23 protein-coding genes and 1 pseudogene are annotated in these 24218 nt (G+C 63.0%); 12 read left to right on the top strand and 12 right to left on the bottom strand.

The annotated features are described in order from the left end of the window. Positions 1-46: 46 nt before the first annotated feature. The 5 genes from AVS7_RS01075 (at position 47) to AVS7_RS01055 (ending at position 3783) form a co-directional block, all read left to right on the top strand. Positions 47-691 carry a peroxiredoxin gene (locus AVS7_RS01075; RefSeq protein ID WP_020226655.1) on the top strand — a complete coding sequence of 215 codons (645 nt, stop codon included), beginning with the start codon at positions 47-49 and terminating at the stop codon, positions 689-691. A gap of 227 nt (positions 692-918) precedes the next feature. After that, positions 919-1524, top strand: a complete 606-nt coding sequence (gene petA, locus AVS7_RS01070) for a ubiquinol-cytochrome c reductase iron-sulfur subunit (RefSeq protein WP_020226654.1) — start codon at positions 919-921, stop codon at positions 1522-1524. Between the two features lie 106 nt (positions 1525-1630). Next, positions 1631-2776 (top strand): NAD(P)/FAD-dependent oxidoreductase, encoded by a 1146-nt coding sequence (locus AVS7_RS01065; protein ID WP_024000745.1) that lies wholly within the window; start codon positions 1631-1633, stop codon positions 2774-2776. After that, a complete protein-coding gene (locus AVS7_RS01060) occupies positions 2773-3318 on the top strand; it encodes a hypothetical protein (RefSeq protein WP_020226652.1) in 546 nt (181 codons plus the stop codon). Before AVS7_RS01065 ends, AVS7_RS01060 begins: the two co-directional genes overlap by 4 nt. A gap of 42 nt (positions 3319-3360) precedes the next feature. Continuing rightward, on the top strand, positions 3361-3783 hold the full coding sequence (locus tag AVS7_RS01055) for a hypothetical protein (RefSeq protein WP_020226651.1): 423 nt from the start codon (positions 3361-3363) through the stop codon (positions 3781-3783). Between the two features lie 40 nt (positions 3784-3823). On the opposite strand, the pseudogene AVS7_RS01050 reads toward AVS7_RS01055, so the two are convergent. From AVS7_RS01050 to AVS7_RS00995, 12 genes and pseudogenes are all read right to left on the bottom strand, one after another. After that, positions 3824-6797: pseudogene (locus AVS7_RS01050) on the bottom strand (Tn3 family transposase). Between the two features lie 2 nt (positions 6798-6799). Continuing rightward, a complete protein-coding gene (locus AVS7_RS01045; protein ID WP_001162010.1) occupies positions 6800-7357 on the bottom strand; it encodes a recombinase family protein in 558 nt (185 codons plus the stop codon). 130 nt (positions 7358-7487) lie between these two features. Beyond that, positions 7488-8975 (bottom strand): efflux transporter outer membrane subunit, encoded by a 1488-nt coding sequence (locus AVS7_RS01040; protein ID WP_003056103.1) that lies wholly within the window; start codon positions 8973-8975, stop codon positions 7488-7490. Next, complete coding sequence (locus AVS7_RS01035) at positions 8962-9435, bottom strand: cytochrome c (RefSeq protein ID WP_003056106.1); 474 nt, start codon at positions 9433-9435, stop codon at positions 8962-8964. The genes AVS7_RS01040 and AVS7_RS01035 overlap by 14 nt, the downstream gene beginning before the upstream one ends. A gap of 28 nt (positions 9436-9463) precedes the next feature. Then, positions 9464-10174, bottom strand: coding sequence for an ABC transporter ATP-binding protein (locus tag AVS7_RS01030; protein ID WP_024000741.1), 711 nt, complete (start codon positions 10172-10174; stop codon positions 9464-9466). A gap of 1 nt (position 10175) precedes the next feature. Then, positions 10176-11381: an ABC transporter permease gene (locus tag AVS7_RS01025; RefSeq protein ID WP_003056108.1), complete on the bottom strand. Its 1206-nt coding sequence runs from the start codon at positions 11379-11381 to the stop codon at positions 10176-10178. Next, on the bottom strand, positions 11378-12529 hold the full coding sequence (locus AVS7_RS01020) for an efflux RND transporter periplasmic adaptor subunit (protein WP_020226645.1): 1152 nt from the start codon (positions 12527-12529) through the stop codon (positions 11378-11380). Before AVS7_RS01020 ends, AVS7_RS01025 begins: the two co-directional genes overlap by 4 nt. After that, complete coding sequence (locus AVS7_RS01015; protein WP_004393990.1) at positions 12526-13134, bottom strand: TetR/AcrR family transcriptional regulator; 609 nt, start codon at positions 13132-13134, stop codon at positions 12526-12528. Before AVS7_RS01015 ends, AVS7_RS01020 begins: the two co-directional genes overlap by 4 nt. A gap of 345 nt (positions 13135-13479) precedes the next feature. Beyond that, complete coding sequence (locus AVS7_RS01010) at positions 13480-13848, bottom strand: YidH family protein (RefSeq protein ID WP_020226643.1); 369 nt, start codon at positions 13846-13848, stop codon at positions 13480-13482. Between the two features lie 16 nt (positions 13849-13864). Beyond that, complete coding sequence (locus AVS7_RS01005; protein WP_020226642.1) at positions 13865-14557, bottom strand: methyltransferase domain-containing protein; 693 nt, start codon at positions 14555-14557, stop codon at positions 13865-13867. 351 nt (positions 14558-14908) lie between these two features. Continuing rightward, the gene (locus AVS7_RS01000; RefSeq protein WP_020226641.1) at positions 14909-15109 is read right to left on the bottom strand and encodes a DUF2892 domain-containing protein; all 201 of its coding nucleotides are present in this window, start codon (positions 15107-15109) and stop codon (positions 14909-14911) included. A 113-nt stretch (positions 15110-15222) separates the two neighbouring features. Beyond that, positions 15223-15474: a metalloregulator ArsR/SmtB family transcription factor gene (locus tag AVS7_RS00995; protein WP_020226640.1), complete on the bottom strand. Its 252-nt coding sequence runs from the start codon at positions 15472-15474 to the stop codon at positions 15223-15225. Positions 15475-15618: 144 nt separating this feature from the next. On the opposite strand from AVS7_RS00995, the gene AVS7_RS00990 reads away from it, so the two are divergent. Genes AVS7_RS00990 through AVS7_RS00960 form a run of 7 tightly spaced genes read left to right on the top strand, consistent with a single transcriptional unit; the run spans position 15619 to position 24209 of the window. Further along, on the top strand, positions 15619-16488 hold the full coding sequence (locus tag AVS7_RS00990) for an MBL fold metallo-hydrolase (RefSeq protein WP_020226639.1): 870 nt from the start codon (positions 15619-15621) through the stop codon (positions 16486-16488). A gap of 32 nt (positions 16489-16520) precedes the next feature. Beyond that, entirely contained in the window at positions 16521-18266 is a 1746-nt protein-coding gene (gene cydD, locus AVS7_RS00985) for a thiol reductant ABC exporter subunit CydD (protein ID WP_020226638.1), read from the top strand. Continuing rightward, positions 18256-19971, top strand: coding sequence for a thiol reductant ABC exporter subunit CydC (cydC, locus tag AVS7_RS00980; protein ID WP_034689643.1), 1716 nt, complete (start codon positions 18256-18258; stop codon positions 19969-19971). Before cydD ends, cydC begins: the two co-directional genes overlap by 11 nt. A 43-nt stretch (positions 19972-20014) precedes the next feature. After that, on the top strand, positions 20015-21601 hold the full coding sequence (locus tag AVS7_RS00975; RefSeq protein WP_020226636.1) for a cytochrome ubiquinol oxidase subunit I: 1587 nt from the start codon (positions 20015-20017) through the stop codon (positions 21599-21601). Between the two features lie 20 nt (positions 21602-21621). Then, positions 21622-22776 (top strand): cytochrome d ubiquinol oxidase subunit II, encoded by a 1155-nt coding sequence (cydB, locus tag AVS7_RS00970; protein ID WP_020226635.1) that lies wholly within the window; start codon positions 21622-21624, stop codon positions 22774-22776. A 41-nt stretch (positions 22777-22817) separates the two neighbouring features. Continuing rightward, entirely contained in the window at positions 22818-22946 is a 129-nt protein-coding gene (gene cydX, locus AVS7_RS00965) for a cytochrome bd-I oxidase subunit CydX (RefSeq protein WP_020226634.1), read from the top strand. 24 nt (positions 22947-22970) lie between these two features. Next, positions 22971-24209, top strand: a complete 1239-nt coding sequence (locus AVS7_RS00960; protein WP_020226633.1) for an MFS transporter — start codon at positions 22971-22973, stop codon at positions 24207-24209. Positions 24210-24218 lie beyond the last annotated feature (9 nt).

The following is a 24218-nucleotide window of genomic DNA, read 5'->3' as shown; positions in this document are numbered from 1 at the left end:
ATATGATGGTCACTTCGACACACAACCTTCAACTGAAGAGGTCATCATGCAAGACATCGCACCTGTCGCCTTCCCCCGTCTCAACGAACCTGCCCCGGACTTCAAGGCCAAGACCACCCACGGCGAGCGCAGCCTGGCGGACTACAAGGGCAAGTGGTTGATCCTGTTCTCGCACCCGGCTGACTTCACGCCGGTCTGCACCACCGAGTTCATCGGCTTCCAGAAGGCCGCCGACACGTTCCGCGGCATGAACTGCGAACTGATCGGCCTGTCCATCGACAGCCTGTACTCGCACCTGGCCTGGACGCAGAACATCCAGGAGAAGTTCGGCGTCGAGATCAGCTTCCCGATCATCGAGGACATCAAGATGGACGTGGCCCGTGCCTATGGAATGGTGCACCCGGGCGCAGCCGACACGCAGGCCGTGCGCGCGACGTTCTTCATCGATCCGAACGGCATCCTGCGCGCCATGGTGTATTACCCCATGAGCAACGGCCGCTCGATCGACGAGTTCGTGCGCCTGCTCACGGCCATGCAAACGAGCGACGCCAACCAGGTGGCGACCCCCGAGGGGTGGACGCCGGGATGCGATGTGATCGTTCCCCCACCCAAGAGTCCCGACGCCATCAAGCAGCGTATGGGCGAAGGCTACAAGACCACGGACTGGTACTTCTCGACGAAGAGCCTTTAAGTCCGCCGCTGCGACCGAAAGGCCGCAGCCCCGCGTCGTGGGATCTGGGCTGCCGGAGGAGGCTGGGCGCGTCATCTGCGCTCTCGCGTCGAACCGCCGTCCAGCCTGCGGCCGGTGTCCGGTGTCCGGTTCAGCCTGTGCCGCGCAAGCGCTTTGGCGCACCGGCCACCGGACCAGCCCTCAGCCCCTATGCGGTTGCATCGTCAGCCGCGCACCAGGAGCCCGACATGAGCGACCTTGCCCTTCCTCCTTCCAGCGCCATGGATCCTGAGCGCCGCGCATGGCTGATCGCCACGACTGCGGCCGGCGGTGTTGCGGCCGCGGCGACCGCCATCCCCTTCGTCTCTAGTTTCGCGCCCAGTGAACGGGCAAGAGCAGCGGGCGCGGCGGTCGAAGTCGACCTGGCGGACATCCCGCCCGGCGGATTGAAGACGGTCGAATGGCGGGGCAAGCCCGTATGGATCATGCGACGCACGCCGGAAATGATCGCCGCACTCAGCGGGCAGGACGACAAGCTCGCCGACCCCAACTCCAGCAAGGATGCCTTGCCGGAAGCCCTGCGCAATCCCGGCCGCTCCGAGCGACAAGACCTATTCGTTGCCATCGGGATCTGCACCCATCTCGGGTGTTCTCCCAGCGCGGTGGCTGCGGGCACTTCCAACCCGAGCGTTGGCGAAGACTGGCAAGGGGGGTTCTTCTGCCCCTGCCACGGCTCGACCTTCGACCTCGCCGGTCGGGTGTTCAAGAACAAGCCGGCACCCACCAATCTAGAAATCCCGCCACACCGTTTTCTGAGCGACGCACGTATCGTCATCGGCGACGAGTCGGCCTGAGAGGGAATCCAACCGTGTCGCAATCCATATCCCTGTCCGGCGCGAGGTTCACCGCGTTGCCCCCGGTGCCTGCTGATCTTGCAGGGGACGCCTCGAACGCACTGCCATGACGACCGCGCAGAATCCCCGACACATTGTGGTCCTGGGTGCGGGCTTTGCCGGCCTGTCGACGATCCGCGAACTGCGGCGCCGTGATCCCGCGGCGCAGATCACGCTGGTCGCACCGCGCCCGGAACTGCACTACCTTCCAGGCATCATCTGGATCCCGAGCGGCTTGCGCCGCCGTGAGGATCTGATCGTGCCGTTGGACGGCTTTCTGCAGCGCCAGCGCGTGCGCTTTGTCCCGGCCGAAGTCACGGGCCTCGCCGATAACGGCCGCACCGTGCAGACGAGCACCGGCGATGTCGTCAACGACGGCCTGGTTCTCGCCACCGGCGGGCGCTTCATCAAGAAGCTGCCCGGCATCGAGCATGCCATCACACCCTGCGAAGGCATCTCAGCGGCAGAACGCATCCGCGATCGACTGCGCGAAATGACCGGCGGCACGATCGCCGTCGGCTTCGCGGGAAATCCGAATGAGCCCAGTGCGGTGCGCGGCGGCCCGATGTTCGAGTTCCTGTTCGGCATCGATGAGCAGCTCAAACGGGAGGGCCGGCGCCAGCACTTCGATCTCGTTTTCTTCAACCCGTCCTCCGAGCCCGGCAACCGTCTCGGCATGAAGACGGTGAAGCACCTGCTCCGAGAAATGGAACGGCGAGGCATCCGGACCCACCTGGGCCACAAGCTGGTGCGGTTCGAGGCTGACCAGGTTGTGACGGAAGGCGGATCGTTCGCAGCGGACCTGATCCTCTTCATGCCCGGCATGACCGGCAACACCTGGTTTGATGCAACGACGCTCCCTCGGTCCCCAGGCGGCCTGGTGCAGGCCGATGCGCATTGCCGGGTGCCTGGCTTCGAGCGCGTGGTCGTGGTCGGCGACTCGGGCAGCTTCCCTGGCCCGGACTGGATGCCCAAGCAGGCCCACATGGCGGACCTGCAGGCGAAGGCCGCGGCAGCCAATCTGATTGCCGACCTGGACGGCCGCCCATCGAGCGAGACGTTCCGTGTCGAGCTGATCTGCATCGTGGATGCGATCGATCATGGAACTCTGGTGTGGCGCACCCCGCAGCGCAATGTACTGCTGCCTTCGACCCGTTTATTCCATTGGGCCAAGCGTGGCTTCGAGTGGAACTATCTCAGGCAGTACCGATGAATCCCCAAACCATCCCCTATGCACACAGACCGCTGGCGAAGGCCAACAGAGGTATCGCCCGCCGGCGGATCTCGCTGATCCTGCTCGCAGTGGTCGTTGGAGGCGCCTCCACCCCACTATTGGCAGCGCCCTTGGCTCCGGGAAGTCTCTTGCCAGCCCTGAGCGTTGTGGACAAGCACGAGCGCCAAGTGAGCATCGAGGCGTCCACTCGTTTTGTCGTTTTTGCGGCCGACAAGACGGCCAGCGACATCGTGAGCGGTGCGTTGCGTCCGCACCCATCCATTTTCGCTGAGCGTCGGCTCGTCTATATCGCGGACATCAGTGCCATGCCTGCGATGGTGACCCGCATGTTTGCGCTTCCCAAGATGCGTGATTTGCCCTTCCAAGTCGGCTTGGTCCAGAACTCCGAAATCACGAGTCATCTGCCCCGAAAGCCTAAGGAGGTCACGCTGATTGCGCTGGAGCAACAGCGTGTCCAAACCATCGAATACCTGCCCGACGCGGCATCGCTGCGCCGCAGCCTGGGCATTGCCCCGCCTTGACGGGGTGCCCGTGCGTGTTTCTTCCAACCAAGGAGCCTTCCTATGAAAAAGTCCATCGCACTCGCCCTCGCGCTCGCCTGCGCGGCCACAGCCGCCCAAGCCGAGGAACTCTTTGTGTCGATCCATTCATCAAGTCCCATGGCCCAGGGAGCCGGCCTGGTGCTGGCAGGTCAGGCCCTCGAACAGAAAGCATCGGTACGGGTGTTGCTCTGTGACGCGGCCGGCGACATCGCCTTGAGCAGCCAAGACGGCAAAGCTCAGCCAACCCTCAAGCCCCGCAACGTCACGCCGCAGCAAATGCTGCAAGGGATTATCAAAGGTGGCGCGAAGGTGGAAGTCTGCGCGCTGTACCTGCCCAACACCGGCAAGCAGCCGACGGACCTGCTGGCGGGTGTCACGGCAGCCAAACCTGCAGATGTGGCAGCCCATCTGCTCAAGCCCGGCGTGAAGACATTGGCGTTCTGACCTGCTAGAGGTCGTCTCAGAAAACGGAAAATAAAGCACGCTAAGCCGGTGGCAGCGGTCGCAATGGCCTGAACTTCCCCGCACCGACCTTGGCACTGCTGCGCCATAGGTAATCGCCGGTCAGGTTGATATGCTCCCACCCCAGCGGTGACAGATATTGCAGCAACGTGTCGTCCAGCGCCTTGCCGTGGGCACGCAAAGCACTGGTGGCACGCTCCAGATAGACCGTGTTCCACAACACGATGGCCGCCGTCACCAGATTGAGGCCGCTGGCCCGGTAGCGCTGCTGCTCAAAACTGCGGTCGCGGATTTCACCCAATCGGTAGAAGAAGACCGCCCTGGCCAGCGCGTTGCGCGCCTCGCCCTTATTCAGCCCCGCATGGACGCGGCGGCGCAGCTCCACGCTTTGCAGCCAATCCAGAATGAACAGCGTGCGCTCGATGCGCCCCAGCTCGCGCAGGGCGACGGCCAAGCCGTTTTGGCGCGGATAGCTGCCGAGCTTGCGCAGCATCAGCGAGGCACGTCACCGTGCCCTGCTTGATCGAAGTGGCCAGCCGTAGGATTTCATCCCAATGAGCGCGAATAGCCTTGATGTTCAGCCTGTCGCTGCTAATCATCGGCTTGAGTGCATCGTAGGCAGTATCGCCCTTGGGAATGAACAGCTTGGTGTCGCCCAGGTCGCGGATGCGCGGCGCGAACCGGAATCCCAGAAAGTGCATCAGGCCGAACACATGATCGGTGAAGCCCGCCGTGTCGGTGTAGTGTTCCTCGATACGCAAGTCAGACTCGTGGTACAGCAGGCCATCGAGCACATAGGTCGAGTCGCGCAAGCCGACGTTGACCACCTTGGCGCTGAAGGGCGCGTATTGGTCGGAGATATGGGTATAGAACGTCCGCCCAGGGCTACTTCCATACTTCGGATTGATATGCCCGGTGCTCTCTGCCTTGCTGCCGGTTCGGAAGTTCTGGCCGTCCGACGATGACGTGGTGCCGTCGCCCCAGTTTCCGGCGAAGGGTTGTCGAAACTGTGCGTTCACCAGCTCGGCCAGCGCCGTCGAATAGGTTTCGTCGCGAACGTGCCAGGCTTGCAGCCAAGACAGCTTGGCGTAGGTGGTGCCAGGGCAGGACTCGGCCATCTTGGTGAGCCCAAGATTGATACCATCAGCCAGAATCGTCGTCATCAGCAAGGTTTTGTCCTTGGCCGTGTCGCCGGTCTTCAGGTGTGTGAAGTGGCGCGTGAAGCCCGTCCATTCATCGACCTCCATCAGCAACTCGGTGATCTTGAGGTGCGGCAGCAACATCGCCGACTGGTCAATCAAGGCTTGCGCGGCGTCTGGCACCGCTGCGTCCAGCGGCGTGATCTTCAGGCCCGATGCAGTGGTGATGATGGCATCCGGTAAGTCGTTGGTCGCCGCCATGCGGTTGACTGTGGCGAGTTGCGCCTCCAATAATTCCAGTCGGTCATGCAGATATTGGTCGCAGTCGGTGGCCACGGCCAGTGGCAATTCGCTGGCCAGCTTCAGGGTGGCGAACTTCTCGATCGGCACCAGGTATTCGTCGAAGTCCTTGAACTGGCGCGAACCCTGCACCCAAACATCACCAGAGCGCAGTGCGTTCTTCAGCTCCGACAGGGCGCATAACTCGTAGTAACGCCGGTCAATACCCTCGTCGGTCAGAACCAGCTTTGCCCAGCGCGGCTTGATGAATGCGGTTGGCGCATCGGCGGGCACCTTGCGCGCGCTGTCGCTGTTCATGCCGCGCAGCACGTCGATGGCATCGAGCACACCCTTGGCGGTGGGCGCGGCGCGCAGTTTGAGCACGTCCAGGAACTGCGGCGCATAGCGGCGCAGCGTGGCGTAACTCTCGCCGATATGGTGCAGGAAATCAAAATCGGCAGGCCGCGCCAGCGTTTGCGCCTCGGTGACGCTGGCGGCGAAGGTGTCCCACGGCATGACCGCTTCGATGGCGGCGAACGGATCGCCGCCGCTTTGTTTGGCTTCAATCAGCGCCTGACCGATGCGCCCATACATCCGCACCTTGTCGTTGATCGCCTTGCCGGAAGCCTGGAACTGCTGTTGATGCTTGTTCTTGGCCGCATTGAACAGCTTGCCGATGATGCGGTCGTGAAGGTCGATGATTTCATCAGTGACGGTGGCCATGCCCTCGATGGCCAGTGCTACCAAGGTGGCGTAACGCCGCTGCGACTCGAACTTGGCCAGGTCGGCGGGCGTCATCTGGCCGCCCTCGCGGGCGATCTTGAGCAAGCGGTTTTGGTGTACCTGCCGTTCGATGCCAGCAGGTAAGTCAAGCGCCTGCCAGGCTTTGAGGCGTTCGATGTGTTCAAGCATGTGGCGCGAGTTCGGCTTGGCGGGCGATTGGCGCAGCCACGCTAGCCACGTCATTTTGCTACCATCCTTGCGCTTGAGCAGTTCGTCCAGGCGCTGGCGATGGACAGGTATCAAGGAATCGGCCAATGCCGCATGGATGCTCCGGTTGGCACGGGTAATGGCCTCGGCGCTTGCGCGCTCGATGGCATTCATGGCGGGTAGGATGATGCTCTGCCGCCGCAGGTTTTCAACAAGGGTGCTGGCCAGCACAATGCCTTTGTCTGTTTACAAGGCCAGTTCGGTCAATGTATGCACTGCTTGCCGGTAGTGACTCATGGTGAAGGGCTTGAATCCAAACACCGTTTGCAGCTCGACCAAGTGCTCCCGCCGTGTCTGCTCGCGCTGGCCGTAATCGTTCCAGCTTTCCACCGGCACCTTGAGTTGTGCGGCCACCATGCGCAGCAGGGGCGGAAATGGAGGTTCATCGACGCCCAAGAAGATGCCAGGGAATCGCAAGTAGCAAAGCTGCACGGCGAAGCCCAATCGATTCGCGGCGCCGCGACGCTGACGGATCACCGACAGGTCGGTTTCGTTGAACGTGTAGTGCCGTATCAGTTCGTCTTTGGCATCTGGCAGTGCCAGCAGACTTTCGCGCTCGGTGGCGGACAGGATTGAGCGGCGTGGCATGGTCAGTCTTCCCGCAGGTACTGGTACAAGGTTTCGCGGCTGATGCCGAAGTCACGGGCCACCAAGGTTTTTTGGTCGCCTGCCGCAACTCGCCGTTTCAACTCGGCAATTTGTTCGCTGTTCAGCGATTTCTTTCGTCCCCGGTAGGCACCGCGCTGCTTGGCCAGCACGATTCCCTCGCGCTGACGTTCGCGGATCAGGGCGCGCTCGAACTCAGCAAAGGCTCCCATGACCGACAGCATCAGATTGGCCATCGGTGAGTCCTCGCCGGTGAACGTCAGCCCTTCTTTGACGAACTCCATGCGCACGCCCCGTTGTGTCAGCCCTTGGACGATGCGGCGCAGGTCATCAAGGTTGCGTGCCAACCTGTCCATGCTATGCACCACCACGGTGTCGCCCTCGCGGACGAAGGCCAGCAGCCTTTCAAGTTCGGGACGTTGTGTGTCCTTGCCTGAAGCCTTATCGGTGAATACCTTGCCGACTTCTATTTGTTCCAGTTGTCGATCAGGATTCTGGTCGAAGCTGCTGACGCGGACGTAGCCGATACGTTGACCTTGCAAGATGCCTCCAAAGGTAAAAATGTCAGGATGAAATCTATTACCCTTGGCTGAATGTGTCAATAAATATAAATTCACACTCTACTCTGACGTTGTTTGTGCTCAACATCTGACATCAGGTTAGGGCATAGCCTTAACTGACACCACCTCCCAGGGCCTGATATAAAGCAACACTATCGACTAGGCGTTGTGCCTGGGCCGCAACCATATTGATCCGGATTGACTGTGCCTGTTGCTGCGCGATGAGCAGTTGCAGGTAGCTGGCCGCGCCCAGCCGGTATTGCCGCTCGACCGACTGCAAGGAGGCCTGTGCAGCCATATCAGCGGCAGCGAGGGCAGTCAAAGTTTGTGCATCGCTTTCCACCGCGCGCAGGGTGTCGGCGACGTTACGCAAAGACTCCAATACGACGCTCTGGTAATTGGCTGCGGCGGCATCAAAAGCGGCGAGCGCCGCTCTTTTTTCAGCGGGTAGCCCTGGATTAAAAAGAGGCTGGGTGAGCTGCGCAACCAGGCCCCACACTGCCGAGCCACCACCGAACAGGGTACCGGTGGTCAGCGCTTGAGAGCCAAGGTTGGCGCTCAGGTTGATCTGTGGGTAGAGCTTGGCGACAGCCACACCATAGTCTGCATTGGCCGCATGCAACAGCGCCTCTGACGCCTGGATATCCGGTCGGCGGCGCACCAGTTCTGAGGGCACGACGAGCGGCATCTCGACGGGCAGAGTGAAATCGGCCAGAGTGAAGGCCGGGATGCCACCCGTGCCTGGGGCACGACCGGCTAGCACCGCCAGTAGATGTTCGGTTTGTTGCAGTTGTTTACGCAGCGCAGGCAGTTCTGCCCGCGTTTGCTCCGCCTGAGCTTGTAGGCTCAACGCTTCATCAGGTGAGGCCTGACCGATACGCACGCGTTCATGGGCTAGGCGCAGTTGCTCATCCTGCACGCGCAAAATGGCAGTAGTGGCTTCTAGTTGCGCGGCGAGGCGTGCTCGGGTAATGGCAGCGGTTGCCATGTTGCCGGCAAGGGCCAGGCGCGCAGCATTCAGTTCGAAGCGACGGTAGTCGGCGCGAGCAGCCAAGGCTTCGAGTGCGCGCCGGTTGCCGCCAGCCAGATCGAGGTTGTAATGCACGCCAACGCTGGCGTTGTAGAGGCTGAATTGACGTGCGTCTCCGCTCAACCCTTGGCTACTGGGACTCATTTGCTGGCGCTGAGATCCCAGTGCGACATCTACCTGTGGATATTGCGTCGAGCCCGCCTGTGCGGCAAGAAGCTCCTGCGCCTGTCGCAAATTGGCGCTGATGCTCGCCAGCGTCGGGCTGACATGGAAAGCTTCGTTGATCAGTCCGTCGAGTGTGGATGAACCCAAGCTTTGCCACCATTGCGTTTCGATCGGAAGCCCTTCGACTAGACGTTGTGTTTCGCCGAACTGCGTGGGAGCGGACGCGGTTCTATCAGCCACCGGTGTTGCAGTGTAGCGAGCCACATCGGGTGCGGTGGGACGCTGAAAATCAGGGCCGGCGGCGCAACCGGCCAGACCGGCGGTGACCAGACCAGCTACCAGGTAAGTTGCCGCAAGCCGTCTTTCGAGGCTGATGGGGCGCTGGCATGTTTTAGCGTGCTCCATAAAAATGCTCCACGAAAGGTTTACGGAAAGCTTGGTGGCAGCCCAAGCAGCTTTCCTGCACGTGGGCGAATGATTGGATCACCGCCTTGCCGTCGCTGCTCGCAGCAGCCAGCTTCATGGCCAGCGCCGCCTCGTGAGTCTGCGCGTCAAAGTTTCTGAACTTGGTCGCATCAGCGCCGAGGTAAGCAAGGATGCGCATTTTTTCAGTAAGCGGTGGCTCGGGGTGTGCAGCAACTTTTGGGGCGAGCTGAACGACCTGAACCCATTCCTCCTGCGAAATCGCACCGGTAATAGCCTGCATGTTGCGCCCGAGTTCCTGCATGATCTTGCGTAGCGCCAGTGGCTCAACCTGGGTAGCGTCACCAGCCCAAGCTGGCAACTGAAAACCCCATAAAAGCAGGCAGGCCGTAACGGTCAGGGTGATAGTTCCAAATGCGTGGCTGTGTTTGCGGTGGGTCATGAAATTCTCCTGTAATTCAATCGTTCTCTCATTCGAACTCCCGCCCTTCGCCAGCTTCCTCATGGGTCACACCGTCGCGGATGTGGTAGATGCGCTTGAAAGTGGGGATGATCTTTTCGTCATGGGTGACGACGATGATGGCGGTCTCGAACTTCCGAGCCATGTCATTGAGGATGCGGATTACAGCCATGGCGCGCTCACTGTCTAGTGGAGCTGTGGGCTCATCAGCCAGGATCACCGGAGGGCGATTGACCAAACCTCGCGCAATGGCGACCCGTTGCTGCTCGCCACCGGAGAGTTGCGAGGGCATGGCGCGAGCCCGGTGTTGCACATCGAGCGCGGTGAGCAGTTCCAGTGCCTTCGCGCGCGACTCCCCATTCGCGACGCCTGCGAGCATCGGCAGTAGCGCCACGTTGTCGGTGACATCGAGAAACGGAATCAGGTATGGTGCCTGGAAAACGAAACCGATCTTGTCGCGCCGCAAGGCGCGCAAGTCGCGGACTTTCCAGCCATCGTCGTAGATCACTTCTTCGCCCAGCGTCATGCGACCGGCGGTCGGATCAATCACCGCGCCCAGACATTTGAGCAGCGTGCTCTTGCCGGACCCGGAAGGGCCAATCAGGCCCACCACCTCGCCGGGTGCCACCTGCATGTCCACGCCTTTCAAGGCATTGACCGCGGTATCGCCCTCGCCATAACGTTTTCTCAAACCTTCGATGCGAATGCCTTTGCCACTCATCTCAACCTCCAATGGCTTCGGCCGGGTCGACCTTGAGTGCCATGCGAATGGCGACGATGCTGGCTAGAACGCAGATCACGAGCACGGCGAAAAAACCGGCGATGGAGTCGAACGGCATCAGCAGTACGTACTTGGGAAACAGGGGCGCTGAGAAAGTGGCTGTGATCTTGCCGACCACGAAACCAATCACGCCCAGGGCGAGCGCCTGCTGCATGATCATCGCGGCGATGGTTCGGTTGCGTGTGCCGATGAGCTTCAACACCGCGATCTCGCGGATTTTGTCCATCGTCAGCGAATAGATGATGAAGGCAACGATGGCCGCGCTAACGATGGCCAGAATCACCAAGAACATGCCGATCTGCTTGGCCGACGTGGCGATCAACTTGCCGACGAGGATGTCTTCCATCTGTGCCCGTGTGTAGACCGTCAAACGTTTCCAGCGCCGGATGGATTCGGCAACCTCGTCCGGCGCATGACCAGGTTTCAGAGTGACCAGCACTGCATTGACGAACGCGTTGGTGCTCTGTGAAGCAATCACGGCATCCAGCAAACCAGTAACACCGGGTCGATTGAAGGCCGGGTTGGCTTCGGTGCGACGCCGGCTTTGCCAAATGGCGTCGTTGTCCTTGAGGAACTGAGCCTCTTGGGCATCCTTGAGCGGAATGAATACCATCGGGTCGCCGCTGGACGACACCATGCGCCGTGTCAGCCCCACGACGGTGTAATGATTTCGGCGAATGGCAAGACGATCTCCCAGTTTGAAGCCGGTGGCGATGTCGGCCACCGCCTCGTAGTGACCGCGCGTGATCTGGCGTCCAGCGACGAGATAAGGAGGCCATCCGGGTGTAGCCCCCAACGCACCGGGCGCGATGCCGACCACCATGGTGCGTACATCACTCTCGCCCTTGCGTACCTGCATGGTCAGGTAGGTCACGTTCGCTGCCTGTGAGACTCCCGGCATGGCGAGAATGGCGCGATACACGTCATCGTTGAGGCTGGACGACTCCGCATAAGGACCCAGAGTATCCTTTTGCACCACCCAAAGGTCAGCGCCACTGTTGTCGAGCAACGCCTTGCCGTCGTCCACCATGCCTCGGTACACCCCAGCCATGACCAGGGTGACGCCGATCAGCAGACCCAGACCGATGCCGGTGAAGACGAATTTTCCCCAGGCATGGAGAATGTCGCGGCCGGCCAGGCTGATCATCGTGACACTCCTGGGATATGGTCGACCACATGGATGCGGCTGCGCGCCGTCAGTGCCTTTTCGCTATAGGTCACAACCTGGTCCCCATTCTTGAGCCCTTCGCGCACCTCCACGTAACCATTGAGGTCGGAAGTGCCGAGCTTGACCGGGGAGAAATGCAGATCACCATCCACGATTTGCCAGACACCAACTTTGTCGCCCTCACGCTGGACGGCAGCGTTGGGGATCAGTGGAGCGGCCGGGAGCGCCGGCAAGTCAACCGTGACTTCGGCCAGTTCACCCACCGGTGGCAAAGGTTCTGGTTTGTTATCGAATGTCACCTTGGCAAGCGTTTCCTCGGTTACCGCGTCGGCCTTGGGTTCCACCCGCAGCACGCGACCTTTCAAGGTCTGGCCACCACGCGAACGCAGGACGATAAGAGTCGGCAACCCCCCAGCCAGCCCCGATGCGCTGATCTGGTCGAAGCGCGCATTGATCCACAAACTCTTGGGGTCGATCACTTCCACCACGGCCTGGCCCGCGACGATGGTCGTGCCGGGATCGGCATCGCGCACGGCGACTACACCATCGACCGGCGCGATCAGGCGCAGATTGCTCCGCTGCGCGACGAGTCCTTCGCGGTCGGAGCGTGCCCGGACAATATCTTCCCGAGCGGCAGATAAGGCGGCATCGGCGATCTGCAGTTCCTGCCGCTTGGTGGTGACGATTTCCTCGCTGGTCGAGCGCACCGCAAACAATTGCTCGTAGCGGCGCGCCTGGGTTTGCGCGTAGGCTTGCCGGGCTTCTGCCTCGCGCAAAGCCGCTTCCGCACGCTTGAATGCCGACTCCTGTGAGCGCACCCGATCATCGAGGTCGACCGGCTCCATCTCGCCGAGCACCTGTCCGGCCTTGACCTGGTCGCCTACATGCACGTCCAGGCGTTTGACGCGCCCGGCAAACGTCGGCCCGATCTTGTAGGTGTAGCGCGCCTCCACCGTGCCGATGCCGAACAGCGCCGGTGAGATAGCCCGTGATTCCACGCTTGCCACCGTCACAGCGACCGGGGCGAGCGGCCCTGATCGCAGACCGACATAAATAAAAAGCACCAGCATAGGAATGATGACGGCAAGCAGCGCCAGGGTGCGGCCTTGCAAGGGTAACTTTTTCATTGCGCACTCCTTATGCCACGCCGATAAATTGCAAAGACGCGCGGCGCATCGCGGTGCATACGTCCCACATCACCCGCCAACAGCGATTGCATGACCAAGCCCTGGATCGTGCCAATGAACAGCGTTGCCGCCGCCTCGTTGTCAAGCGAGGGAGACAACTCGCCGCTGGCCTTGCCTTTCTCGATGAGACGATGCAAACGTTCGCCGTAGCGCTGAATCAAGGTTTGCACCATGCGCTTGGCCGGTGTCGATTCGGCACGCTGAAGCTCACCAAACATCATTCTTGGCACGCCTGGGTGCTCAGCTACGAATTCGATATGACTCATGAACATCGCCTCCATGGCTGCCAAGGGCGACTCGATTCCTTGTGCGGATCGATCGATTCTGGCTAATAGGCGCTCTGCTACCCACTCCATGACCGCCTGCCAAATGGCTTCCTTGTTCGGGAAGTGCCGAAACAGCGCACCCTGGGTCAAGTTCATGTGTTTAGCGATAGCTGCAGTGGTTATCTCGCTTGGGTTTTGTGAACCGGCAAGCGCCACGACGGACTCGACAGTTACGGCACGACGTTCATCGGCCGGCAGATGCTTTGGATGGGTGTCCACGAGCACTCCTTGTAAGATAGTAATTGATTGCTATCTTACCACAAGAGGCAACTCAAACAAGAGAAAACCCGGCGTACTCGTCAATATCTAGCGTCTGCAATGGGCTTAACGTGCTTTATTTTCCGTTTTCTGAGACGTCCCCTGCTAGTCCTTCACAGTCGCAGGGACGACGTGGGCCAGTGCGGCGCTTGCGGCCCCCGGCCGTGTCGATGCAGGTGTCGGCATGGCCGAGGTCGCCAATTTTCTGGCGGGCCTGTCAGCAGCCAACCTGCGCCGGCCGCTGCTTCGGAGACCCCAGAGTAGCTCGGTCTTCTCTTGCCGGGGTTTCACGACCGCGTATACCGTTCATGCGCTGATCACGAAATACACCGTGAGCGCGAGCGCGACAACCGCCAGGATGAAGTTGAGCCAGATGCCCAAGGTGGTCCAGTAACCAGCGGGTATCTCCTTCTCGCCCAACCCACGCAAGACTCGGCGGAACTGCAGCGCAGAGGCAACCGCCACACCCGCGCCGAGCATCAACAACACGACCCCAAGCCACAATGAAAACCCGCGCTGAGCATCGGAGAGCGGCTGGTTGCTGATCATGCGCAGAAACAGTCCAAAGCGCTCGACGACGAAGCCGAAGCCCATCAGCGCTATGGCTGTGCGTTGCCAGGCGAGCAAAGTCCGTTCGGCGGCGAACAACACACGGGGATCATCTAAGTACGACATACCAGATGCCTCAGATTCACGGCCTGCGCGCCACAAGGCCCACAAGCGCCGAGCGCCCTGCGTGGCGCGCCCCTTCGCGCAACTCGGCTTCGTACTCGACCAATTCGACGATCTGCAGAGAGGCGAATGCGCGGCGGAGCAGGTCTGCGGTGTAGAGGTGCGACAGTGCCCCTGGGCCGCCTGTCTTGTACTCCAACTGCTTGGGCGTATAGCCCTGAAGGACCAGCAGGCCACCCGGTTTCAACGCTCGCACGATATTGGCGAAGAGCCGCTCTCGCATCTCAGGGTCAGCGAACTGGACGAACACCGCGACGACGAGATCGTAAGCATCCACGGCCCATGGCCACTCATCGCAGCCAGCGACATGGTAGGCCACAGACACCCTTGCTTCGTCAGCCAACCTGCGGGCCTTGGCCACGCCTGCCTGCGCCACATCGAATGCCTCGACGTGCAGGCCCTGGTGGGCAAGCCAGACACTGTTGCGCCCTTCGCCGTCGGCGACGCATAGCGCGCGGCTGCCAGGTGCGAACAGCGCCGCCTGGGCGCGCAGGTATTCGTTGGGTTCGCGTCCAAAAACGTAGTCTTCGCCGGAATATCGTTCGTTCCATGTCGCGGCAGCGGCGGCGATTGATTCAGAGGTCACGACATACTCCTGTCGAAGAAGGTAAAAGGCCCGGGAACAAGCGACAGGCTGTTGTGCCGTCAGCATTGCTCAATGACAGCACGCCAAGCTGCACAGCGGCCGTCCTGCGTCGCGGGTGTGTAAGACAGCGCGTAGTTCTCAGACACGGTCGCGCAAGGCGTCGGCAGAGCTAACCTGCGTTGGGTCCAGCCGATGCTCTGGCCTTGAGCACGCTTCGCTCCATCTCTGGACGGCATCGTCAGCAAGCTGTCTACCGCCACACCACGCTCGACGGCCATCCGACAGGTGCAGCCAAGTGCTCGCCGCGTGCGGCCAGGATGCCCCGGCTCCAAGCAGGCGAGCGCTGGTGCCAACCACGGGCCACACTTCAGCTAAAGATGCCGGCGCACTTCCGCCGGCAGCGCATCCTGGATGCGTTTAAGGTTGCTTGGACTTCACAGGGCAGGTGCTGAGACCCAGGAGCGGATACAGCGGGCAGAAGCTCACCAAGCCGGTCAGCAGGGGCACAACCCCCAGCCAACCCCACCAGCCCACAGTTCCCGTGGCGGCCAAGGCGATCAAGACGATGCCAAGGACGATGCGCAGGCCCCTGTCGATACCACCAACGTTGGATTTCATGTGCAAGCTCCTTTCTTCAACAAAAAAACGTTCCGACCGGCTTCACGGCCCGGTAGCAGCAGCGGCTACGCCCCTGCCAACCACCCCGACACCGGAGCGACTTCGATCAGCCATCACGGGCAAAACATGGCCTTGAGGGTCGTCATCAGCTTCTCCACATCGGGGTTGTCGATGCGGTAGTGCAAGGTCTGGGATTCACGGCGGAACGTCACGAGCCCCTCCTCGCGCATCTTCGCCAGATGCTGCGACAGGGCTGACTGGCTCAGCGACACATGCTCCAGCATCGCGCCCACAGTCAGTTCTTCGTGCTGGATCAGCAGACACAGCACCAACATCCGGTGCTCGTTGCCGATAGCGCGCAGCATCGCCGCCGCCTTGGCTGCACCTTCCTGGATGAATCGCTGGTCTCTCTTGTTCAGTGCCACGGATGTCCTCGACTTAGGTTCACTAATTTAGTAGATTCTAATATATAATGAATTCCAGATGTGTTTCTTTGTAAGGAGTCAAGCATGCAGCCTCAAGCCCGCATCCAAGCATTCTTCGACGAGCCAACCAGCACAGTGACCTATCTGGTGTGGGACCCGGCGACGCGGCAAGCTGCGGTGATCGATCCGGTTCTGGACTATGACCATCGCAGCGGCAAGGCCTCTACGGCGTCCGCTGACCGCGTGCTGGACGCTGCCCGCGCCGACGACCTGACCATCGCCTGGGTGCTGGAAACCCATGCCCACGCCGATCATCTGAGCGCCGCCCCTTATATCCGACAACGCACGAATGCGCGGGTGGCCATTGGCGAGCACATCCGCGATGTGCAGACGATCTTCCGGCCGGTCTTCAACCTTGACGATGTGTCAGGCGACGGCAGCGAGTTCGATCGTCTTCTCAAGGACGGAGAAACGCTCCAGATCGGGCAACTGACCATGGAAGTCCTGCACACGCCCGGCCATACCCCCGCTTGCGTCTCCTATCGCATCGGGGATGCGGTCTTCGTGGGCGACACGCTGTTCATGCCCGACTATGGAACGGCGCGCGCGGACTTCCCTGGAGGCAGTGCGCGGACCTTGTACCGATCCATACAGCGGCTGCTGGCGCTCCCGCCGCAGACCAGGATTTTCCTGTGCCATGACTACAAGGCCCCCGGACGCGACAGCTATGCCTGGGAAACGACCGTGGCCGAAGAGCGCGCGCGCAACGTTCATGTCCGCGAAGGGATCGACGAGGAAGCGTTCGTCGCAATGCGCCAGCAGCGCGACGCGACACTGGCGGCGCCCACACTGCTGCTGCCGTCGATCCAGGTCAACATCCGCGCCGGCCAACTGCCCCGCGCCGAGTCCAACGGCGTGCAATACCTCAAGATCCCTGTCCGGATGGCCGCATGAGGGGCGCAGCGCGACGCACGGTCCGTTGAAGCATGGCCCCTCCAGACAGACTGCAAGCCCCCAAGTCCGGACCGAGTTCGGACTTGCGGTTGGATGCAGCCTGCCTGCTCCATGCCGTCAGCCCGCTGCTGTGGCTGCCGCAGGCCGCATTGCTGGCGCTGGGCGTGGCACGGTTGCAGAGTGGCGCCGGCCTGAATGGCGTCGTGGGTCCGGCGGTGGGCATAGTACTCGCCGGCGTACTGCGCGCCTGGCTCGACGCCTGGAGCGCCGGGCGTATGTTCGATACGGCCCGCGAAAGCCTGAGCCACTGGCGCGGCCGCGCCATCGCTGCAGTTGCGGCGCGTTCTCCGCTGGATCGCGCCCGCGCGCACGCAGGTGCCGCGGCCAGCGCGCTGGCGGAACAGGCTGAGGCGATCCTGCCCTGGCAGACGCGCTACCGCGGCGCTGTCTGGCGCGTGCGCCTCATACCCGTGCTGATTCTGCTGCCCGTGGCCTGGTACTCCTGGGCAGCAGCGGCCGTACTTGTGCTGGCCGCGCCGTTGATCCCCATGTTCATGGTGATCGTGGGCTGGCGGGCCAAGTCCGCCAGCGAGGCTCAGTGGCTGCAAATGGGCAGCATGAATGCGTTCCTGCTCGATCGCCTGCGCGGCTTGCCGACGCTGCGCGCACTCGGCAGCGTCGAGGTCACGGCGCGCCGCCTGCGGGCCAGCGCCGAGGACCTGCGCCAGCGCACCATGCGCGTACTGCGCATCGCATTTCTTTCTTCGGCGGTGCTGGAGCTTTTCGCGGCGCTGGGCGTCGCCATGGTCGCCGCCTACGTCGGGTTCCATCTGCTGGGGCATCTGGATTTCGGCGCCTGGGGTCGGCGTCTCAGTCTCGCCGAGGGCCTCTTCATCCTGTTGCTGGCACCCGCCTTCTTCGAGCCCTTGCGGGAATTGGCATCCGTCTGGCATGACCGCGCTTCCGGCATGGCGGCAATGGATGCCTTGGACCGGCTCAATGCAGACGGGTTGCCATTGCCGGACGACGAGACGTCGGATCAGCCCAGGCAGGAAGCCCAGGCAGGGAACTCGGATGAAGACGGCAAGCGAGTTCGTCCGCCCCGCGTCAAGGTTCAGGACCTGGCATTCGCGTTCTCTGGCGAGACACCGGTTTTCAGGGACTTTGCGCTGGACGTAAAGCCCGGTGAGCACGTCGCCCTGATGGGTGGCAGCGGGGCGGGAAAGACCATCCTAATGTCGCTGCTGGCCGGATTGCTGCCCGCTTCGGCAGGCCGTATCGAGATCGCCGGCACTGCGTTGACCGCCGAATCCGCACGCGCGTTGCGCGGACGCATGGCCTGGATGGGGCAGCGGCCCCACGTGTTTTCTGGGTCGGTCCGACACAACGTCGCCCTCGGTCGAGCGGGCGTAAGAGATCAGCAAGTGCACCGCGCGATCCAGTGGGCACAGCTCGACAAGGTGGCTCAGGCCCGTCCGGGGACGTCGCTCGGAGAAGGCGGGACAGGCCTGTCGGGGGGCGAAGCCGCGCGTCTGGCGCTGGCTCGGCTGGCCGCCGCACCGCGCGCCGATCTGCTACTGGCAGACGAGCCTACCGCGCATTTGGACACCGAAACCGCCGAGCAGGTCATCGAATCCCTGGTGGCCCTGGCCCAGGGGCGCACCCTGATCGTGGCCACCCACGACCCGGCGCTCGCCGCGCGCATGGACCGCATCGTGCACCTGTCGGCACCGGTCGATGCCGCGCAGCCCATCCCGGGAGGATGGCATGGCGCGTAGAACCGCCCCGGCATCGATACTGCTGCCTGCTCTGCGGGCCGTGCTCGCAGCATCTTCCCGTCGCATGATCCTGGGCGCTGCGCTCGCAGCGCTGACCGTCCTCGCGGGCATGGGGCTGCTCGGCCTGTCGGGGTGGTTCATCGCCGCCACGGCCATCGCTGGACTGCAGGTGATCAGCGCCCTGACATTCGATGTCTTCATGCCTTCGGCCGGCATTCGCCTGCTGGCGCTGGGGCGCACCGCCGCCCGCTATGGCGAGCGGCTGATCACGCACGACGCCACGCTGGCCGCGCTGGCGCACCTGCGCGAGCGTCTCTTCCGGGGGTGGGCGGCTGCTCAGGACATCCGCGATCTGTTGCGCCGCCCGGCCCGGGCGCTGTTTCGCCTGACCAGCGACCTCGACGCTCTGGAATCCCTTTATCTGCGTCTGCTGGTGCCGGCCTGCGCGGCCCTGGGCGCCGCCGTTCTCGCTGCCTTGGTGATCGGCGTCATGGCCCCTTGGCTCGGCATCGCGCTGGGCGTCTGGCTGCTGGCCGTCGGCGTGGCCGTGACCGCGGGACTGTCGCTTCGGGCACGGCCGCCCGCCGTGCGCCGCGCGTTGATCACCGAGCGCCTGCGCGCGCAGGCTGTCGACCTGGTATCGGGCCAAACGGAACTGGTCATGGCTGGCCGTCTGGCAAGCCACTGCGAGGCGCTGCAACAGACAGACCGTCGTCTCGCGCGTGCAGACCGGCATCTGCACCGCTTGGACGTGGCGGCTGGCGCGGTCTATGGTGTGGCCGGCAGCCTTACGTTGGCGCTCGTGCTGCTAGGCGTGGGCATCCTGGCTGACCACGGGCGGATCGGAACCGCAGGCGCAGCGCTGGCCTTGCTGATCGCGTTGAGCGCCATGGAGCCCTTCGCTGCGCTGCGGCGGGGCGCCGTAGAGGCTGGCCGCACGTGGCTGGCGGCGCGGCGACTGTCGCCGCATTGTGGCGGCGATACCCAACAAACGATCCGGCCCGCCGAGCCACCCGAGCCACCCGAGCCGGGGCATGCGCTCAGCCTGCGCCAGGTATCCGCGCGCTACCCGGACAGTCCCGTGGACGCCCTGCAGTCCGTCTCCCTGACCCTGGCGCCCGGAGAACGTATCGCCGTGATCGGCCCCAGCGGCGCGGGCAAATCGACGCTGATGGCCTTGGCCGCAGGTGAGCTGGTGCCGCGCGAGGGCACCATCCGATCACTGCCTCACGCCTGGCTGAGCCAACGCACCGATCTTTTCCAGGACAGCCTGCGCGACAACCTGCGGTTGGCCCAAGCCGATGCCGACGACGACACCCTCTGGCGTGCGCTCGGATCGGCAGGCCTAGCGTCGGACGTGCGCGCCCTGCACGCCGGCCTGGACACCCGCCTCGGAGAAGGCGGGCTGGGACTGTCGGGCGGACAGGCGCGGCGCCTTGCCCTCGCTCGTCTGCTGCTTCAACCCCACACCTTGTGGTTGCTCGACGAGCCCACCGAAGGACTGGACGCGCCCACTGCCGCCGACGTGCTGGCGACGCTGCACACGCTGGGCTCCGGGCGGGCGTGGCTGCTCGCCACGCACCTGCGGCGCGAAGCCGTGCTTGCGGACCGCCTGGTGCTGTTGCGCGGCGGTCGCATCGAAGCCGAATTCCCGCGCGGCAGTCCGGGCTTTGACGCTGCATTGGCTGCCCTGCGGCCCGACTGATCCCTTCAAGCACACAAGATTCACATCGATAGAGGAACCCACCATGGACTTTGACATCGTCAGCCTGTCGCGATTGCAGTTCGCGATCACGGCGCTCTACCACTTTCTTTTCGTACCGCTGACGCTGGGCCTGTCCATCGTGATCGCCATCATGGAAACGGTCTACGTGATGACGGGCCGGACCATCTGGCGCGACATGACCAAGTTTTGGGGCGTGCTGTTCGGCATCAACTTCGCCATGGGCGTGGCCACCGGCATCGTGATGGAGTTCCAGTTCGGCATGAACTGGAGCTACTACAGCCACTACGTGGGCGACATCTTCGGAGCGCCGCTCGCCTTGGAGGGGCTGATGGCCTTCTTCCTGGAAGCGACCTTCGTCGGTCTGTTCTTCTTCGGCTGGGACCGGCTTTCCAAGGTGAAGCACCTGGTCGTGACTTGGTGCGTGGCGCTGGGATCGAACTTCTCGGCGCTATGGATTCTGATCGCCAACGGCTGGATGCAGAACCCCGTGGGCTCGCAGTTCAATCCGCAGACCATGCGCATGGAGATGACGGACTTCTTCGCCGTGCTGACCAACCCGGTGGCGCAGGCCAAGTTCGTGCACACCGTCTCGGCCGGCTACGTGACGGCCGCCATCTTCGTGCTCGGGATTTCGGCCTGGTACGTTCTCAAGGGACGGCACCTGCAGCTCGCCAAGCGCTCCATGACGGTCGCGGCATCGTTCGGCCTGGCTTCCGCGCTGTCGGTGGTGGTGCTGGGCGACGAGAGCGGCTACCTGTCCACCGAGCACCAGAAGATGAAGCTGGCCGCCATCGAAGCGATGTGGAAGACCGAGCCCGCGCCGGCCGCGTTCACCGCCTTCGGCTTTCCCGATCAGGCGGCGCGCGAGACGCACTATGCGGTGCACATCCCCTGGGCCATGGGACTGATCGGCACACGTTCGCTGACCACCGAGATTCCCGGCATCGACGAGCTGGTCGCGCGTGCCGAGACGCACATCCGGGACGGCATCGTGGCATACGACGCCCTGCAGCAGATCCGCGCCGTGAAGGGTGGCGCGGACGTCCCCCCGCAGGTGCAGGCCGCTTTCGAGGAGCATGGGCATACGCTGGGCTACGCGCTACTGCTCAAACGCTACGTGGACGACCCCCGCCAGGCCACGCCGCAACAGATATCCCAGGCTGCATGGGACACCGTTCCACGGGTGGCGCCGCTGTTCTGGGCGTTCCGGCTGATGGTCGGCCTGGGCTTCTTCTTCATCCTGCTGACCGCCGTGTTCTTCTGGTTGTCGGCGCGGCGCAAACTGGATGCGCACCGATGGCTGCTCAAGGTCGCCGTGTGGTCCATCCCCTTGCCCTGGATCGCCGCTGAACTCGGCTGGATCGTGGCCGAAGTGGGGCGTCAGCCCTGGGTCATCGAAGGCGTTCTGCCGACGGCCGTGGCCGTCTCGAACTTGGGCGCATCGACCGTGCTGCTCACGATCGCTGGCTTCGTCGCGATCTACACCGTCCTGCTCGTCATCGAGATGAAGCTGATGCTCAAGGCGATCCGCAAAGGCCCCGATGACCATGCGCCGGCCCGCGTCGAAGGTCGGCCCGCCGCTTCGGCCGACCTGGCGCCTGCGCAGTAACACCCCAAGGAGAAACGAACATGATCCTGCACGAACTGATCTCCTACGATGTCCTGCGCCTGATCTGGTGGGCGCTGCTGGGGGTGCTGCTGATCGGCTTTGCCCTCACCGATGGTTTCGATCTGGGCACCGGAACGCTGCTGCCTTTCGTGGCACGCAGCGACGTCGAGCGCCGTGTCGTCATCAACACCATCGGCCCGGTCTGGGAAGGCAACCAGGTGTGGCTGATCCTCGGCGGCGGCGCGATCTTCGCGGCGTGGCCGCAGCTCTACGCGGTGTCGTTCTCGGGTTTCTACCTGGCGATGTTCGCGATCCTCGTCGCGCTGATCCTGCGGCCGGTGGCCTTCAAGTTCCGCAGCAAGCGCGAAGAGCCGGCGTGGCGTAGCCGCTGGGACTGGGTCTTGTTTGTGGGCGGCTTCGTGCCCGCACTGATCTTCGGGGTGGCGATGGGCAACGTGTTGCAGGGCGTGCCGTTCCGCATCGAGGACGACATGCAGATCTTCTACGACGGCTCTTTCTTCGGGCTGCTCAACCCTTACGCCTTGCTCGCCGGCCTGGTTTCGGTCGCGATGCTGGTCATGCACGGCGCCGCCTGGCTGCAGCTCAAGACGTCGGGCACCGTGGCCGAACGCGCGCGCCGTTTCGGGATCGTGGCGGCGCTTCTCACAACGGTGCTGTATGCCGTGGCGGGCGTGCTGCTGGCCTACTTCGTGACAGGGTATGCGATCACAAGCAGCATCGACGCTTCAGGCGCCTCGAACCCTCTGTTGAAGAACGCCGTGGCGCAGGGCGGCGCGTGGTTCGCCAACTACGCCACCCATCCAGCACTGTGGGTGGTGCCGGCGCTGGGACTGGCCGGGCCGGTGATCGCAGCGCTCTGTCTGGCCATGCGCCGGCCGCTGGCTGCGCTGCTCGCCAGTGGAACAGGCATCACCGGGATCGTGACCAGCGTGGGCGTGTCCATGTTCCCCTTCATCCTGCCTTCGTCGGTCAATCCGTCGGCGAGCTTGACCGTCTGGGATTCGTCGTCGAGTCATCTGACGCTGTTCATCATGCTCGTCTCCACGGTCATCTTCCTGCCCATCATCCTGGCGTACACCAGTTGGGTGTTCTCGGTCCTGCGCGGCAAAGTTGATGCCGGCGCGATTGAGGATGGCAAGGGCCATGCGTACTGACGAGCCACGCAACATTTCTCACAATTCATAGGAATCTAATCATGTGGTATTTCGCCTGGATTCTCGGCTTGCCCCTGGCGGCCGCCTTTGCCGTTCTCAACGCCATGTGGTTCGAGCTGATGGAAGACGAGGCGATCCGACGTGATCGCCTCGATCCCAAGCAACCCTGACCCGGACAGCGCACGCACGACCCCATGACGATGTCCACCACTGCGCCATCGACAGGTGCCGCCAACACTGGCGATGCCCGCCGCAACGTATGGCTGCTGGTAGCGGCCCAATCCCTGGGCGGTGCTGCGCCTCCCATCATCATCTCCCTGGGCGGCATCGTCGGGCAAATGCTCGCCAGCGATCCCACGCTGGCGACGTTGCCTGTCAGCCTGTATCAACTTGGGCTTGCGCTATCGACCATTCCCGCAGCGATGCTCATGCGCCGCCTGGGCCGGAACGCGGCCTACGTGCTGGGCGCGTTGCTGGGCAGCGTCTCCGGACTGATCGCCACCTACGGTGTAGTGCAAGGCGACTTCGCTACCTTCTGCGTGGGCACCGCCATGGCCGGCTTCTATGGTGCTTGCGTGCAGAGCTACCGCTTCGCCGCCACCGACGCGGTGGAGCCATCGCAACGGGCGAAGGCCATCTCGCGCATCATGGTTGGCGGCCTGGTTGCCGCCATCATCGGCCCACAGGTCGTCATCTGGACGCGAGATGCCTGGCCCATGGCGCCGTTCGCCGGCAGCTTTCTCGGCCAGGCCGGCCTGGCCTTGCTGGCTTTGCCTCTGCTGTGGATGCTGCGTGCTCCGCCGCCTCAAGCTGCCGTGGCGGAAGGCACGGCGCGGCCGCTGGGCACCATTGCCCGCAGCTCGGCCTTCGTGGTGGCGGTCACCGCGGGCGTCGTCTCCTATGGACTGATGGCCTTCATCATGACCGCAGCTCCCATGGCCATGGTCGGATGCGGCCACACGGTCGGCGAAGCCGCGCTGGGCATCCAGTGGCACGTGCTGGCCATGTTTGCACCGAGCTTCTTCACGGGCCACTTGATCGCGCGCTTCGGCAAGATCGCCATCACGGCGCTGGGGCTAGTGTTGATCGCCGCGTCGGGTTTGCTGGCGTTGGCAGGGCTGGAGCTGCTTCACTTCTGGGGCTCGCTGATTCTGCTTGGCGTAGGCTGGAACTTCGGCTTCATTGGCGCCACGGCCATGGTGACCGATACCTACGCGCCCGCAGAGCGGGCCAAGGTCCAGGCGCTCAACGACTTCCTGGTGTTCGGCACCGTGGCAGTGGCGTCCTTTGGCTCGGGTCGTCTCCTGAACACGTCTGGATGGGAGACCATCAACACCTTGATGCTGCCGCTCATCGCAGTGGTATTGGTGATGCTGGGTTGGCTGACGTTGCACAGCCGTCGCACCCCCGCCTCAGCGACCGTTGCACGGTAAAGCGGTTGT

This window comes from Acidovorax sp. MR-S7 (assembly GCF_000400995.2).
Classification (GTDB): Bacteria; Pseudomonadota; Gammaproteobacteria; order Burkholderiales; family Burkholderiaceae_C; genus MR-S7.
The sequence above is the reverse complement of the archived record's forward strand: the minus strand, read 5'-3'. Positions and strand labels throughout refer to the sequence as shown.